This is a genomic window from Lysobacter sp. CA196, assembly GCF_052078695.1.
Taxonomy (GTDB): domain Bacteria; phylum Pseudomonadota; class Gammaproteobacteria; order Xanthomonadales; family Xanthomonadaceae; genus Lysobacter.
The window spans coordinates 14,592-28,544 of the sequence record NZ_JBQJIN010000002.1 but is presented as its reverse complement, the minus strand read 5'-3'; the positions used below and the strand labels follow the sequence as shown (position 1 = coordinate 28,544).

General features: G+C 68.0%; 12 protein-coding genes and 1 tRNA gene. 5 read left to right on the top strand and 8 right to left on the bottom strand.

The window, feature by feature from the left end; genetic code table 11:
* Positions 1 to 83 precede the first annotated feature (83 nt).
* Complete coding sequence (locus tag ACTOWK_RS02820; protein ID WP_408952583.1) at positions 84 to 1,202, top strand: PilT/PilU family type 4a pilus ATPase; 1,119 nt, start codon at positions 84 to 86, stop codon at positions 1,200 to 1,202.
* 100 nt (positions 1,203 to 1,302) lie between these two features.
* Here the strand turns inward: ACTOWK_RS02820 and maiA are convergent, their stop codons facing one another.
* On the bottom strand, positions 1,303 to 1,965 hold the full coding sequence (gene maiA, locus ACTOWK_RS02815) for a maleylacetoacetate isomerase (RefSeq protein WP_441328681.1): 663 nt from the start codon (positions 1,963 to 1,965) through the stop codon (positions 1,303 to 1,305).
* 97 nt (positions 1,966 to 2,062) lie between these two features.
* A complete protein-coding gene (locus ACTOWK_RS02810; protein WP_441328680.1) occupies positions 2,063 to 3,049 on the bottom strand; it encodes a fumarylacetoacetate hydrolase family protein in 987 nt (328 codons plus the stop codon).
* A 385-nt stretch (positions 3,050 to 3,434) separates the two neighbouring features.
* On the opposite strand from ACTOWK_RS02810, the gene ACTOWK_RS02805 reads away from it, so the two are divergent.
* Positions 3,435 to 5,405, top strand: coding sequence for a M23 family metallopeptidase (locus tag ACTOWK_RS02805; RefSeq protein WP_441328679.1), 1,971 nt, complete (start codon positions 3,435 to 3,437; stop codon positions 5,403 to 5,405).
* Between the two features lie 96 nt (positions 5,406 to 5,501).
* On the opposite strand, the gene ACTOWK_RS02800 is transcribed toward ACTOWK_RS02805, so the two are convergent.
* Positions 5,502 to 8,288: a tetratricopeptide repeat protein gene (locus tag ACTOWK_RS02800; protein WP_441328678.1), complete on the bottom strand. Its 2,787-nt coding sequence runs from the start codon at positions 8,286 to 8,288 to the stop codon at positions 5,502 to 5,504.
* Between the two features lie 25 nt (positions 8,289 to 8,313).
* Positions 8,314 to 8,865 (bottom strand): ECF-type sigma factor, encoded by a 552-nt coding sequence (locus tag ACTOWK_RS02795; RefSeq protein WP_441328677.1) that lies wholly within the window; start codon positions 8,863 to 8,865, stop codon positions 8,314 to 8,316.
* Positions 8,866 to 9,093: 228 nt separating this feature from the next.
* Between ACTOWK_RS02795 and ACTOWK_RS02790 the strand changes: the two genes are divergently transcribed.
* Positions 9,094 to 9,582, top strand: a complete 489-nt coding sequence (locus tag ACTOWK_RS02790; RefSeq protein WP_441328676.1) for a GNAT family N-acetyltransferase — start codon at positions 9,094 to 9,096, stop codon at positions 9,580 to 9,582.
* 197 nt (positions 9,583 to 9,779) lie between these two features.
* Here the strand turns inward: ACTOWK_RS02790 and ACTOWK_RS02785 are convergent.
* The 3 genes from ACTOWK_RS02785 to rplM form a co-directional block, all read right to left on the bottom strand.
* Positions 9,780 to 9,854, bottom strand: a tRNA-Gln gene (locus tag ACTOWK_RS02785).
* 45 nt (positions 9,855 to 9,899) lie between these two features.
* Positions 9,900 to 10,292 (bottom strand): 30S ribosomal protein S9, encoded by a 393-nt coding sequence (gene rpsI, locus ACTOWK_RS02780; protein WP_031371497.1) that lies wholly within the window; start codon positions 10,290 to 10,292, stop codon positions 9,900 to 9,902.
* A 10-nt stretch (positions 10,293 to 10,302) separates the two neighbouring features.
* Positions 10,303 to 10,731: a 50S ribosomal protein L13 gene (gene rplM / locus ACTOWK_RS02775; protein WP_031371496.1), complete on the bottom strand. Its 429-nt coding sequence runs from the start codon at positions 10,729 to 10,731 to the stop codon at positions 10,303 to 10,305.
* Positions 10,732 to 10,902: 171 nt separating this feature from the next.
* Between rplM and ACTOWK_RS02770 the strand changes: the two genes are divergently transcribed.
* Both ACTOWK_RS02770 and coq7 read left to right on the top strand, forming a co-directional pair.
* Positions 10,903 to 12,075, top strand: a complete 1,173-nt coding sequence (locus ACTOWK_RS02770) for a (Fe-S)-binding protein (RefSeq protein ID WP_441328675.1) — start codon at positions 10,903 to 10,905, stop codon at positions 12,073 to 12,075.
* 37 nt (positions 12,076 to 12,112) lie between these two features.
* The gene (gene coq7, locus ACTOWK_RS02765; protein WP_057916849.1) at positions 12,113 to 12,754 is read left to right on the top strand and encodes a 2-polyprenyl-3-methyl-6-methoxy-1,4-benzoquinone monooxygenase; all 642 of its coding nucleotides are present in this window, start codon (positions 12,113 to 12,115) and stop codon (positions 12,752 to 12,754) included.
* A 365-nt stretch (positions 12,755 to 13,119) separates the two neighbouring features.
* Here the strand turns inward: coq7 and speD are convergent, their stop codons facing one another.
* On the bottom strand, positions 13,120 to 13,914 hold the full coding sequence (speD, locus tag ACTOWK_RS02760; protein ID WP_031371493.1) for an adenosylmethionine decarboxylase: 795 nt from the start codon (positions 13,912 to 13,914) through the stop codon (positions 13,120 to 13,122).
* Positions 13,915 to 13,953: the final 39 nt, after the last annotated feature.

Here is a 13,953-nt window from a genome sequence, read left to right as displayed (position 1 = left end):
ACGGAAGGGATGTCGCACGGACATTGTCGGAAGCCGGCAGCGTGCTTGCAACGGCGCGCGCCGTCAACAAGGGGTGTGAATGCATGGACATCGGCTATTTCCTGAAGCTGATGACGGAAAAAAACGCGTCGGATATGTTCCTGACGACTGGCGCGCCGGTGTACATCAAGGTCGAGGGTCGACTGTACCCGCTCGGCAATACCGGTCTGCCCCCGGGCATGGTCAAGAAGATCGCCTATTCGTTGATGGACGAGGGCCAGGTGCCGCTGTTCGAGCGTGACCTGGAGTTGAACATGGCGCTAGCCCTGCCCGACGCCGGCCGTTTCCGCATCAACGTTTTCAAGCAGCGCGGCGAAGTCGGCATGGTCATCCGCGCCATCCGCAGCATCATTCCGAGCATCGAAGAGCTGCAGCTGCCGCAGGTGCTCAAGCAGATCATCATGGCGCCGCGCGGCCTGGTCCTGATCGTCGGTTCGACCGGCTCGGGCAAGTCGACCACGCTGGCCTCGATGATCGACCACCGCAACAGCAGTACCGCCGGGCATATCCTCACCATCGAGGACCCGATCGAGTACCTGCACAAGCACAAGAAGTCGATCGTGAACCAGCGCGAGGTCGGCCTGGACACCCACGCCTTCCACAACGCGCTGAAGAACGCGATGCGCGAAGCGCCGGACGTGATCCTGATCGGCGAAATCCTCGACGCCACCACCATGGAGGCGGCGATCGCCTTCGCCGAAACCGGCCATCTGTGCCTGGCGACGCTGCACTCGAACAACGCCGACCAGACCCTGGAGCGCATCCTCAACTTCTTCCCCGAGGCCGCGCACAAGAACGTGTTGATGAACCTGGCCCTGAACCTCAAGGCGGTGGTGTCGCAGCGCCTGGTGATCGGCGTCGACGGGCGCCGCCTGCCGGCCGCGGAAATCCTCATCAACACCCCGCACGTGCGCGATCTGATGCGCCGCGGCCAGGTCCACGAGATCAAGCAGGCGATGGAAGAGTCGCTCGAAGAAGGCATGGAGTCGTTCGACCAGTGCCTGTTCCGCCTCTACAAGGAGGGCCGGATCGAGATGGAGGAGGCGCTCAAGGCCGCCGACTCGCGCGACGGCCTGGCGCTGAAGTTCCGCCTGTCCGAAGGCGGCACCGGCGAGCACGACCCCTACGCGGACATGTACGACGCGACCGCCGCGCAGCACTGACGCGGGACGCAGCACGCAATGCAAAGCCGGCCGTCGCGAGACGGCCGGCTTTTTCGTGGGGCTTGGAAACAGCGCGACCGCTCGGGCCGCGGCGCCGGCTTCAGGCCGGCGGGCAGTCCGGCTGGTTCTCCGGACGCGCCGCATCGAACTCCGGCAAGGCCAGGCAAGCCGCTTCGATCCGCAGCAGGGTCGGGAAATCCTCGAGCGGCACGCCGAAACGGCGCGCGTTGTAGAGCTGCGGCACCAGGCAGCAATCGGCCAGCCCGGGCAGATCGCCGACGCAGAACGTGCCGGTGGCCTCGTCCTCGATCAGCATCGTCTCGAGCGCCTTGAAACCCTCGGAAATCCAGTGTTTGACCCAGCCGTCGCGCTCGGGCTGCGGCACGTTCCAGGTGCCGTCGAGGTACTTCAGCACGCGCAGGTTGTTGAGTGGGTGGATTTCGCAGGCGATGGTCTGGGCGATCGCACGCACCCGCTGGCGCTCTCGCGCGGTCGTCGGCAGCAGGTTCGGACGCGGCCAGGTCTCGTCGAGGTATTCCAGTATCGCGATCGACTGGGTCAGGTTGCGCTGGCCGTGCTGCAGCACCGGCACCAGGCCCTGCGGGTTGAGTTCGCGATAGGCGGCGGCGTGTTGTTCGCCGCCGTCGCGGACCAGGTGGACCGGCACGATCTCGTAGTCCAGGCCCTTGAGGTTCAGGCCGATGCGCACCCGGTACGAGGCGCTGGAACGCCAGTACGAATACAACCGTAATTGTTCGCTCACCCGATGCGCCTCGATTGCCTTGCCCGATCGGCAGGACGCAAACCTTACCGGTTGCGCCGTGCCGTCGGACGACCTCTCGTCGTACGCGCCGCTGCCGTCAGGCGGAAGGACGTTCCATGCGCTGCTCGATCGCGCCGAAGATGCTGCGGCCTTCGGCGTCGAGCATCTCGATGCGCACGGTGTCGCCGAACTTCATGAAAGGCGTCGACGGCTTGCCGTGCTCCAGCGTCTCGACGGTGCGCTTCTCGGCGAAGCACGACGCGCCCAGGCTGGTGTCTTCGTTGGCCACGGTGCCGGAGCCGACGATGGTCCCGGCCGACAGCGGCCGGGTCTTGGCGGCGTGGGCGACGAGCTGGGCGAAATTGAACTGCATGTCGATGCCGGCTTCGGGCGCGCCGAACCATGCGCCGTTGATGTGGGTCAGCAGCGGGCGGAGGACCTTGCTGTCGATCCAGGCCGGGCCGAGCTCGTCGGGGGTGACGAACACCGGGCTCAGCGCCGAGCGCGGCTTGGACTGCAGGAAGCCGAAGCCTTTGGCGAGCTCGTTCGGGATCAGGTTGCGCAGCGATACGTCGTTGACCAGGCCGATCAGCTGGATATGCCCGGCGGCGTCCTCGGGCGTGGCGGCCATCGGCACGTCGTCGGTGACGATCACGACCTCGGCTTCCAGGTCGATGCCGTAGTCCTCGCTGACCACCCGCACCGGATCGCGCGGGCCGTAGAAACCGGCGCTGACCGCCTGGTACATCAGCGGATCGACGTAGAAGCTTTCCGGCACCTCGGCGCCGCGGGCGCGGCGGACGCGCTCGACGTGCGGCAGGTAGGCGCTGCCGTCGACGAATTCGTAGGCGCGCGGCAGGGGCGCGGCCAGGGCGGCGAAATCGACCTCGAAGGAATCCGTGGCGCGGCCCTCGTTGAGCGCGTCCGACAGGGCGTTGAGGCGCGGCGCTGTATTCGACCAGTCCTCCAGCGCGCGCTGCAGGGTGTCGGCGATGCCGGTGGCGCGCACGGCGCGGGTCAGGTCGCGCGAGACGACGATCAGCGTGCCGTCGCGGCCGCCTTCCTTCAGGGATCCGAGTTTCATCCAGGCCTCGATGTCGATGCAGGGCGCCGCAGCGCGATGGTTTCAATTGTAACCACTCGCGCGCCGGTAATCACCGCCCGGCGGCGGCCGGGCCCATTCGGGCCGACCGGATCGCCTGCCGCGAGGGGCGCGCCCCGGGGTCCGCGGGCGCCGTTTCGAGCCCCGGCAGCCTACCCCGAAAAAAAGTTTCGCGGCCGTGATGGGTCCGGCCGCCCTTTGCCGGTTTGTTGAGTTAAGCGCGGCGTGGTCACGCCCGGGTTCGCCGGGGCAGGCCCAGCCAGTTGGAGCCGGAACAGGGAGTCGACGATTCCCCTGGCGCCAGCGAGTTGAGGGCATGGCCCTCTGCGACCGCGTGATTCCTCAATCATGCCTTCGGAGTTCCATCATGAAATCGCAATCCGCTCTCGTCCTGCGCGCCCTGCCCGCCGCCCTCGCCCTGTGGTTCGGCGCCAGCGCCGGCGTCCATGCCCAGGCCCTCACCATCGACGTGGTCAATCCGATCAAGGACGGCCGGGTCGTGTTCGAAGCGATCGGCCCGGCCCAGGTCGGCGGCGCCAAGCAAGGCCGCGTGTCCCTGCGCATGGGCATCCGCAACGACGATGCCGTGCCGCTGACCATCACCAAGGTCGAGATCCTCGACCAGCTCGCGTCCAACTTCCTTGCCCCGGTGCAGATCGACCCGGGCAAGACCTATGCCTTCCAGAACTGCAAGTGCAATTACTTCAATGCCGATCCGGACGCGCCGAAGGTGCCGTCCTCGTACCCGATCGTGATCACTGCGCCCTACCCGAGCACGGTCAAGGTCGCGGTCTACGTGCAGGGCTTCCGCAACCCGGTGATCAAGAACCTGTCGTTCGCGCGCGCCACCAACGTCAACGGCCCGCTGCGCTACCCGGGCAAGGTCACCGACCTGCGCGCCAACGAAGCCTGGCAGACCTCGAGCAACCACCCCGGCGGCAGCCAAGCCTTCGGCCTCGACACCAGTGTGACCGGCTGGACCGGCACCACCTGGGACGCCAAGCGTCCGGGCGCCGATCCGAACAAGGCCGAAGGCCAGCGCGCCTATGGCCTGCCGCTGTACGCGATGGCCGACGGCATCGTCTGCAGCGCGCTCAACGATTTGCCGGAATGGAAGAACTACCCGCGCGTCAGCAAGGAGATCGAACCCGAACCGACCGCACCGAGCACCGGCCAGTACTCGGCCGGCGGCAACTTCCTCAAGATCAAGAGCGGCGACGAGATCGCTCTGTATGCGCACATGCAGCCAGGCTCGATCCCGGCCGAACTGCTGGTGCCGGGCGCGACCATCAAGCAGGGCCAATACCTGGGCAAGGTCGGTTACTCGGGCAAGTCCAGCGGCCCGCACGTGCACGTCCACGTCACCCAGGAAAGCACCAGCACACCCTGCGACGGCAACGACCTGCGTCCGCGGCCGATGACCTTCGCCCAGATCCAGAGCCTGACCTGGGGCGAAGCCAAGGCCATGGCCGGCGCCAACAGCATGGACCCGACCGACTGGACCCCGCTGAGCAACCACTCCGCGCCGCATCCCTACAGCCTGGTCTATCCCTCGAGCACGGCTTATCCCTTCGATGCCGCCGAGACCGACGCCAAGACCTTCCTCGGCGTGTGGAAGGCCAGCAGCGAGATCGAGCTGCGGGTCAATCGTCCAAGCTGGACCGCGTTCACCCAGAAGTGGTCGGAGCTGTCGGCCGACGGGTTCCGCCTCGAACAGGTCGAGAACTACGTCGAGAACGGCGACCGCCATTTCGTCGGCGTGTACAAGCGCGGCAGCGGCGCCGGCGCCCTGTACAACTTCGACAACTGGGACGACTTCACCGCCAAGTGGAAGGAACTGTCCGACGACGGCCAGCGCCTGCTCGACCTGACCACCTACCTGAGCGGCGGCAAGCGCCACTACGTCGGCGTGTTCCGCGCCGGCAACGGCAACGCCGGCCTGTGGAGCCACACCGGCTTCAGCGCCTTCGCCAATCAACGCGAGATCGCCAAGGGCCTGGGCCTGCGCCTGATCGACATGGAAAGCTTCGACATCGGCAACGGCCAGCGCCAGTTCGTCGGCGTGTACCGCGAAGGCACCGATAACCACGCCCTGTGGCGCTCCAACAGCTGGGCCGCGTTCACCAGCAAGTGGGACGAACTCAGCGACAACGGCCTGCGTCTGATCGATGTCGACAGCTTCGTCGAGGACGGCGTGCGCAACTATGTCGGCGTGTTCCGCGCCGGTTCCGGCGGCTATGCGCTGGAAGCGGTCAAGAGCTACCAGACGCTATACCAGTCGGCCGAGAAGTACGCGACCAAGGGCCTGCGCCTGGTCGACGTGCAAGCGGTCGAGTGATCGGCGAGGACCGCATCGGCCACCCCTCGCGGCCGTAACCACCGTAACGAACCGACACGCCGCCTTCGGGCGGCGTGTTTTTTGCGCAACCCCCGCTCAGCGCGCCGCCACCTGCACCCGCGGCGCGCCCAGCTTCGCCGCCTGCAAGCGCCGCAGCAGTTCCGATTCGCTGGACATCTCGCGCCGCAACACCGTCTCGGCCAGTTGCAACTGCGCGGTCGCCGCGCGCGCATCGCCGCGCGCCAGCAACACCTCAGCGTAAGGCACGCGCAAGCGCGCGGTCTTGACCTGCTGCGCACCGTAAGCGGCGCGACTGTCTTCGATCGCGTTGGCCCAGGCCCGCGCGGCTTCGTCCCAGCGCCCGCGGCGTTGCGCCAGCTCGGCTTGCAGCCCGGGAATCCGCGCCAGCATGAAGGCGTTGTACTCGCCGCGACCCAGATCGATCGCCGCCAGTTCGGCCTCGGCTTCGTCGAGGCGGTCGCGGCTCATCAGCCATTCGACCCGGGTCAACGCCACCATCAACAGGCCGGCGTGATCCTCGCCGTAGCGTTGGCGCCACACACTCGCCGAGCGCTCGACCAGCGGCCGCGCCTCCTCGCTGCGGCCGGCGCGCGCGAGCACCAGGCCGAGGCCGTTCTCGGTGCGCAATACCCGGCGCTCGTCCGGCCCCAGATGCTCGCGACGGATCGACAAGGCCTGACGCAGGCGACGCTCGGACTCGGCCAGATCGCCGCGCTCCAGCGCCAGGGCCGCGTAGTTGTTGAGGATCCGGGCGTAATCGAGGCTGCGCTCGCCGGCGACCACGGCCATGATCTCCAGCGCGGCGCGATAGTGTTCGCCGGCCTGCCGGTAGTCGCCGAGGTCCTGGGTCGCATTAGCCAGATCGACGTGGATGTTGGCGACCATGTCGCTCTGCTCGCCGTACAGGTCGCGCGCCAGGCTCAGGTTCTCGACCAGCTCGCGGCGGGTTTCGGCGACCCGCCCCTGGCCGAACAGCACGCTGGCCAGGCCGAACTGGTTGACCTGGGTGGCGACCGGGTCGCTGCCCGTCTCGCGGTTGATCTCGAGCGCGTCGCGATAGGTCTGCTCGGCGCGCTTGAGTTCGCCGCGGCGCCGGTAGAGCTGGGCGAGGCGAGCGAGCATCGCCGCGCGCTCGTCGGGCGACTGGCGCAGGCCGCGTTCGCTGCGCAATTGCTGCGAGCGCTCGAAACTGCGTTCGGCCTGCGCGTACTGACTGTCGGCCACCTGGGCCAGGCCGAGGGTGTCGTAGGCATCGGCGAGGCCTCGCGGGTCGCCGTCGCGCTCGCGCAGGGCCAGCGAGCGGCGCGCGGCGGCGACGGCCTGGGCGCCGTACTGGCGATCGCTGAGCGAACGCGACAGATCGGCGAGCGCCTGCGCGGCCTGGTCGGGCCGGTCCACCGCCGGGTCGAGGAACTCGCGCGCGGCCTGGTCGAGCAATGCTTCGGCGCGCTGCGGCTGGCCGAGATTGCGGTAGGCGCGGCCGAGCACCGCGCGCAGGCGCGCGCGGATCGCCGGGGTGTCGTCGAGCCCTTGTTCGATGCGCGCGGCCGAAGCGTCGAGCACCTGCCGCGCGCTCAGGTCCTGCCCGGCCTGCGCGCCGCGCATGCGCGGGTCGGCGGCATCGAAGGCCGAGACCAGGAAATCGCTGACCTCGCGCGCCACCGAGGCCTCGCGCTCGGCGCGCGCGCGCTCGGCGGTGACCCGCCAGACGAAGCCGCCGGCCAGCGACAGCACCAGCGCCGCCGCCGCGGTCTCGCGCCAGTGCCGGCGCAGGTAACGGCCGAAGCGGTAAGGCAGCGTCGGTGCGCGCGCCGATACCGGGCGCCAGGCGAGATGGCGGCCGATGTCCTGCGACAGCGCTTCGACCGAGGAATAGCGCTGCCGCGGATCCAGCGCACAGGCGCGTGCGGCGATCGCATCCAGGTCGCCGCGCAGGCGCTCGCGCCAAGGGCAATCCGGCCCGGCCCATTCGCTCGGCAGCGGCACCGCGACGTCGCGATCGCCCAGCCCGCGTTCGATCGAACGGCAAGCCAGCAATTCGGTCAGCAACACCCCGAGCGCGAACACGTCGCTGACCACGCTGACCCGCGCGCCGCCGAGCAATTCCGGGCTCGCATAGGCCGGGGTGCAGAAGCTGCCGTAGGAGGCGTTGTCGTCGCCGGCCTGGTGGTCGAGCACCTGGGCGATGCCGAAATCTAGCAGGACCGGCTCGCCGTCGTCCTGCACCATCACGTTGCCGGGCTTGAGGTCGCAATGCACGATCAGACGCTGGTGCGCGCTCTGCACCGCCGCGCAGATGCGCTGGAACAACTGCAGGCGCTGGCGCAGATCGGGCTGGCGCTGCTCGCAGTATTCGTCCAGATCGCGGCCGAGCACGTACTCCATGACCAGATAAGGCTGCCCGCTCGGCGTGGTGCCGCCGTCGTAGAGGCGAGCGATGTTGGGGTGCTGCAGTTCGGCCAACAACTGCCGCTCCACCGCCAAGCGGCGGGCGAATTCGGCCTGGTTGAAGCCGCTGCCGCGCAGCAGTTTGATCGCCACCTGCTGGCGGAACAGACCGTCGGCGCGCTCGGCGACGAACACCGTGCCCATGCCGCCGCTCGCCACGCGTTCGATCAGGACCCAGGCGCCCAGGCGGTCGCCGGCCTGCAGTTCGCTGTCGGGCAGGCCCGCGACCAGATCGCTCAGCGGCTGTAGCGCACGATCGAAGTGCTCGGTCTGCGCGCCGAGCAACTGCATGGCTTCGGCGATCAGCGCGGGGTCGTCGCTGATCGCGTGCAAGGCTTCGGACCAGCGCTCGGCCGGCAGCTCGCATACCGCATCGAACAATCGGCGCAGGTCGTGCCAACGCTGGGTTTCCATGTCGCCTCCTGTCGCGTCCGCTCGCTCAGCGCAATTGCTGACCGAGCCAGGCGCGGGCGAAACGCAGGTCGCGTTCGACGGTCGGCACCGAGACTTCCAGCACGCAGGCGATCTCGCTCTGCTCCATGCCGCCGAAATAGGCCATTTCCACCGCCCGCGCCGAACGCGGATCGCGCTCGGCCAGGCGTTCGAGCGCATCGTGCAGGGCCAGCACGTCGAAACCGACCGTCTGCCCGCCGTGCAGGTCGGCATGCGACAAGGTCAGCATCACCGGACGCGCGCCGCGCTTGGCCGCCGCCTGCGCGCGCGCCTGGTCGACCAGCACCGCACGCATCTTCAGCGCCGCGAGCGCATAGAAGTGGGCGCGGTCCTGCCACTCGACCTCGCCGCCGATCAGGCGGATCAAGGCCTCGTTGACGAGCGAGGTGGGCTGCAGGGTGCGATGGCCGTTGCGCGCGCCCAGGCGTGCGGCGGCCATGCCGCGCAAGGTGTCGTAGACCAGGGCGAACAGCTGATCGCGCGAAACGACGTCGCCGCCGCGCCAGTCATGCAGCAATCGAGTCAGATCCTCGCTCATGTGCGCTCCGCAACGCGGCTTTCGCCGCCCCTGCGCCGCGGATGGTAGCCGAGTAGCGCGAACTGCGGAGACCAGGCGGTCACAGCTGCGATCAGTCGCGACGGCCGGCAGCGTACCGCGGCGCCTGCGCTGCGACGGGTTCGCGCACAGGCTGTGCCCGCCATCGGCCACGATCTACGCCCGCACCGGCGCTACAGTGGCGCGCTGCGCCCCTTACGCCCAGACGCCATGCCGACTGCCCGCGCCATCGACACCAGCGACCGCCACCCCATCCGCGCCTTCCTCGACCTGCGCTGGGGCGGCCCGACGATCATGCTCGACGGCCGCGCGATCGACGCCGCCGCCCTGCCGGGCTTCGTCGCTCTGGATGCGGACGGCGCGATCGCCGGCCTGATCACCCTGCTCGACGATGCCCTGCAGTCGGAAATCGTCACCCTCGACGCGGTACAAGCCCAGGCCGGCCTGGGCACGCACCTGCTCGAACTCGCCGCCGAACGCGCACGGGCGCTCGGACTGGGCCGGCTGCTGACCCGCACCACCAACGACAACCTCGATGCGCTGCGTTTCTATCAGCTCCGCGGCTTCCGCCTGCATCGCCTCGCCGCCGGCGCGATCGACCTGGAACGCGAGGCCGACCCGGCCATCCCCCTGCTGGGGCGGCATGGCATCCCGCTGCACGATGAGATCAGCCTGATCAGGGTCTTGGGCGCGGACTAAAAACGCGGATTGGCGGCACTGCCATGGGAGGCGGTGCGGGCCACAGAAACAAGAAACCCGCCTGATGGCGGGTCCGTACCCCACGAACAAGAAATCCGCCTTGCGGCGGGCTCATCTTCGATAAAAACAAGAAACCCGCCTTGCGGCGGGTTTCAGGTCGCCGATTCGAGCCGTTAAGCAGGAATCGGACTTGGGTATGGCAGCCCCGGATGGATTCGAACCACCGAATGCCTGAGTCAGAGTCAGGTGCCTTACCGCTTGGCGACGGGGCTATGGAACCGATATTAACGCAAAAACGCGACGCGAAAAAAGAACTATTAGCGCTTCGAGAACTGCGTTGCGCGGCGAGCCTTGTGCAGACCGACCTTCTTACGCTCGACTTCACGGGCGTCGCGGGTCATGAAGCCTGCCTTGCGCAGTTCGCCCTTCAGGGTTTCGTCGTACTCGACCAGCGCGCGGGCGATGCCGAGACGGATCGCGCCGGCCTGGCCGGTGATGCCGCCGCCGGCGACCGTCACATTGACGTCGAACTTGTCGGTCGACTGGGTCAGCTCGAGCGGCTGGCGGACGATCATGCGCGCGGTTTCGCGGCCGAAGAACTCTTCGATCGTACGCTGATTGATGGTGATCTTGCCGTCGCCCTTGCGCAGGAACACGCGAGCGGTGGAAGACTTGCGGCGGCCGGTGCCGTAATTCTGCTGGATAGCCATGGTCTTTACCTTAGATGTCGAGCGGCTGCGGCTGCTGGGCGGTATGCGGATGCTCGGAGCCCTTGTAGACCTTGAGCTTGCGATACATGGCGCGGCCGAGCGGATTCTTCGGCAGCATGCCCTTGACACCGATCTCGATGACGCGTTCCGGGTGGCGCTCGAGCGCCTGGCCCAGCGTCTCGCTCTTCAGGTTGCCGACGTAACCGGTGAACCGGTAGTACATCTTGTCCTGCAGCTTGTTGCCGGTGACGGCGATCTTCTCGGCGTTGATCACCACCAGGTAATCGCCGGTATCGACGTGAGGGGTATAGACGGGCTTGTGCTTGCCGCGCAGACGACGCGCGAGTTCGGAGCACAAGCGGCCGAGCGTTTTGCCCGACGCGTCGACGACGTACCAGTCGCGCTGGACGGTCTCGTTCTTGGCGGTAAAAGTCTTCATGACAACTCTTTATGTAGGCACAGTGGTCGGGCTGGTTCCGCCGTTTCCCGGTGCGGGAAGGGCGTCGGAACGTCGCCTCGCGTTGTGATGACGGAACGAAAGAGGCGGAATGATAGCGGGCCGCCCGGGATCGTGCAAGCCTGGGTTGGGCCCGTGCTAGCATCGATGGTCATGCCGCACGACCGTCGCCCGCCCTCCGCCGATCCCCTGGTGGCTCTGGCCGACCGCTGCGTGCAATGCGGGCTGTGCCTGCCTTCCTGCCCCACCTACGGCCGCGACCGGCTCGAAGCCGAGTCCCCGCGCGGGCGCATCGCCCTGGCCCGGGCCTGGGCCCTGGACAGCATCCCTCCGACCCCCACCTCCGACGCCCACCTCGATCACTGCCTCGGTTGCCGCAGTTGCGAGTCGGTGTGCCCGGCGGGCGTGGATTATGGCCGATTGCTGGTCCTGGCCCGCACCCGCCAGAGCGATCGCCGACCGCCGGCCTGGCGCCAGCGCCTGATCGAAGGCCTGGCGGCACGGCCGCGCTGGCTGGCCGCGGCCCTGTCGCTGTACCGGATCGGCCACCCCTGGCTGCCCGAGGCCTGGCGTTCGTTGCCGCGCCCGCCGCGACGGCTGCCGATGCCGGCAGCGCGCCCCCAGGCGGCCGCACAGACCCGCGCCGGGTTGTTCGTGGGCTGCGTGGCCGGTTCTTACGAGAGCGCCCTGCGCGCCGCCACGGTGCGCCTGTGCGCCTCGCTGGGCGTCGCACTCGACCCGGTCGCCGGTCAAGGCTGCTGTGGCGCCCTGCATGAGCACGCCGGCAATGCTGCCGCGGCCCTGGACCTGGCCCAGGCCAACCGCAGCGCCTTTTCCGGCCATGCCACCGTCCTGAGCCTGGCCAGCGGCTGCCACACCGCACTGGCGCATGCGCTGGCTCCGCAAACGCAGGTGGTGGACGCCATCGCCTACCTCGACCAGGCCGGCGCCGGCCTGCGCTTCCGCCCCTCGCTACAGCGTGTCGCCGTGCACCTGCCGTGCACCCAGCGCAACGTGGTCAAGTCGGCCCCGGCCTTGCGGCGCTTGTTGGCGCGGGTGCCGGCGCTGCAGGTAGTCGAACTCGACGCCGGCTACGGCTGCTGCGGCGCCGCCGGCAGCCAGATGCTGACCGACCCGGCGCGCGCGGCCGAGTACCGCGCGCCCTTGCTCGAACAACTCGCGCACAGCGGTGCCACGCTGTTGCTCAGCGCCAACATCGGCTGCCGCCTGCACCTGGGCGGCGGCACCGCGATCCCGGTCCAGCACCCGCTCGAGTTCCTGGCCGGCCTGCTCGACGGCGCCGCCGCCGAGCCGGCGGCCGATTAACCGACTTCTACGCCGGCCTCGCCTTAGAATCGGCGCCATGACGACCCGCGAACTCAGCCCTCTGGACCGCGTGCTCAGCGAAGCACAGCGCGCGCTCGATACCGTATTCGGCGCTCCCGGCGCCGAACGCCCGAACCCCGCCGGCAACACCGCCGAACTGGTGCTCGAACCCGACGAACGCCGCCATTCGGCCGGCCTGATGCGGATCAACCACGTCGGCGAGGTCTGCGCCCAGGCCCTGTACTGCGGCCAGGCCGCGGTCGCCCGCGACGAATCCACCCGCGGCCACCTGCTCGAAGCCGCCCAGGAAGAGACCGACCACCTGGCCTGGTGCGCCGACCGCCTGCGCGAACTCGACAGCCGCCCGAGCCTGCTGAACCCGCTGTGGTACGCCGGCAGCTTCGCCATCGGGGCCCTCGCCGGCTTGCGCGGCGACGGCTGGAACCTGGGCTTCGTGGTCGAGACCGAACGCCAGGTCGAGGCCCATATCGACGAGCACCTGCAGTCCTTGCCCGAAGGCGACCAGCGCAGCCGCGCGATCCTGCGGACCATGAAGGCCGACGAGGCGCGCCACGCCGAGAACGCCGAAGCCGCCGGCGCGCGGATCCTGCCGATGCCGGTGCCGGCGCTGATGGCGGCGGCGTCCAAGCTGATGAAGGCCGTGGCTTACCGGGTGTGAGGCCGCGGCCCGCGGGGTATGTACCTCTCCAGCCCTTAGTTTTGAACCCCCTCTCCCGTTCACGGGAGAGGGCTGGGGTGAGGGGCTAGGCCTTCCCCGCGCTGGTGAAGGGTCCAGGGCTCTCATGCCCTCACCCTGGCCCTCTCCCGCAGGCGGGAGAGGGAGACGAGCGGAAGCCCTACCCACTTCGAGCCCCTGCCCCGAGGCAGGAAGACGAGCGGCCTGGGCTTCCTGCCTGATCGATCAACCCCCTCTCCCGTTCACGGGAGAGGGAGACAAGCCGGGCGGCGGGGAGGGTCCGGCGACCTCATCCCACAACGAAAAAGGCCGGCTTTCGCCGGCCTTTCGCATGCACCCCGTAGCGCTCAGTCGACCAGGTTGCGGCCGTGGTAGAGCTCTTCGATCTCGCGGCGCAGGCGCGCTTCGATCTTCATGCGCTCCTTGAACGAGAGGTTCTTGGCCTTTTCCTCGAACAAGTAGGTGTCGAGGTCGAATTCCTTCAGGTGCATCTTCGTGTGGAAGATATTTTCCTGATAGACGTTGACGTCGATCATCTCGTAGCGCGACTTGATGTTCTTGGCCAGGTAGTCCTGGATCGAGTTGATCTTGTGGTCGATGTAGTGCTTCTTGCCCTTGATGTCGCGGGTGAAGCCGCGCACCCGGTAGTCCATCACCACGATGTCGGACTGGAAGCTTTCGATCAGGTAATTCAAGGCCTTAAGCGGCGAAATCACGCCGCAGGTCGCCACGTCGATATCGGCCCGGAAGGTCGCGATGCCGCTGTCCGGGTGGGTCTCCGGATAGGTGTGGACGGTGATGTGGGACTTGTCCATGTGCGCGACCACGGCGTCGGAGATGATCTCCTTGCCGGCCGCCTTCTTGTCGATCACCGGTTCCTCGGAGATCAGGATCGTCACCGAGGCGCCCTGGGGGTCGTAGTCCTGGCGGGCGATATTGAGGATGTTGGCGCCGATGATTTCCGCCACATCCGTAAGGATCTGGGTGAGGCGGTCGGCGTTGTACGCCTCGTCGATGTATTCGATATAGCGCCCGCGCTCGTCTTCCGAGGCGGCAAAGCAAACATCGTAGATATTGAACGAGAGGGCCTTGGTGAGGTTGTTAAAACCCTGCAACCGCAGGCGCGGCAACGGCTTGACCACTGTAGGAATATCCGGACGGACGGCGAGGGCCGCGATTAT

Coding starts and splice junctions, on each gene's coding strand:
- ACTOWK_RS02820 (WP_408952583.1), top strand. CDS start 84: ATGGACATCGGCTATTTCCTGAAGCTGATGACGGAAAAAAACGCGTCG.
- rpsI (WP_031371497.1), bottom strand. CDS start 10,292: ATGGCTATCCAGCAGAATTACGGCACCGGCCGCCGCAAGTCTTCCACC.
- rplM (WP_031371496.1), bottom strand. CDS start 10,731: ATGAAGACTTTTACCGCCAAGAACGAGACCGTCCAGCGCGACTGGTAC.
- ACTOWK_RS02810 (WP_441328680.1), bottom strand. CDS start 3,049: ATGAAACTCGGATCCCTGAAGGAAGGCGGCCGCGACGGCACGCTGATC.
- ACTOWK_RS02795 (WP_441328677.1), bottom strand. CDS start 8,865: ATGAGCGAGGATCTGACTCGATTGCTGCATGACTGGCGCGGCGGCGAC.
- ACTOWK_RS02790 (WP_441328676.1), top strand. CDS start 9,094: ATGCCGACTGCCCGCGCCATCGACACCAGCGACCGCCACCCCATCCGC.
- ACTOWK_RS02770 (WP_441328675.1), top strand. CDS start 10,903: ATGCCGCACGACCGTCGCCCGCCCTCCGCCGATCCCCTGGTGGCTCTG.
- coq7 (WP_057916849.1), top strand. CDS start 12,113: ATGACGACCCGCGAACTCAGCCCTCTGGACCGCGTGCTCAGCGAAGCA.
- ACTOWK_RS02800 (WP_441328678.1), bottom strand. CDS start 8,288: ATGGAAACCCAGCGTTGGCACGACCTGCGCCGATTGTTCGATGCGGTA.
- ACTOWK_RS02805 (WP_441328679.1), top strand. CDS start 3,435: ATGAAATCGCAATCCGCTCTCGTCCTGCGCGCCCTGCCCGCCGCCCTC.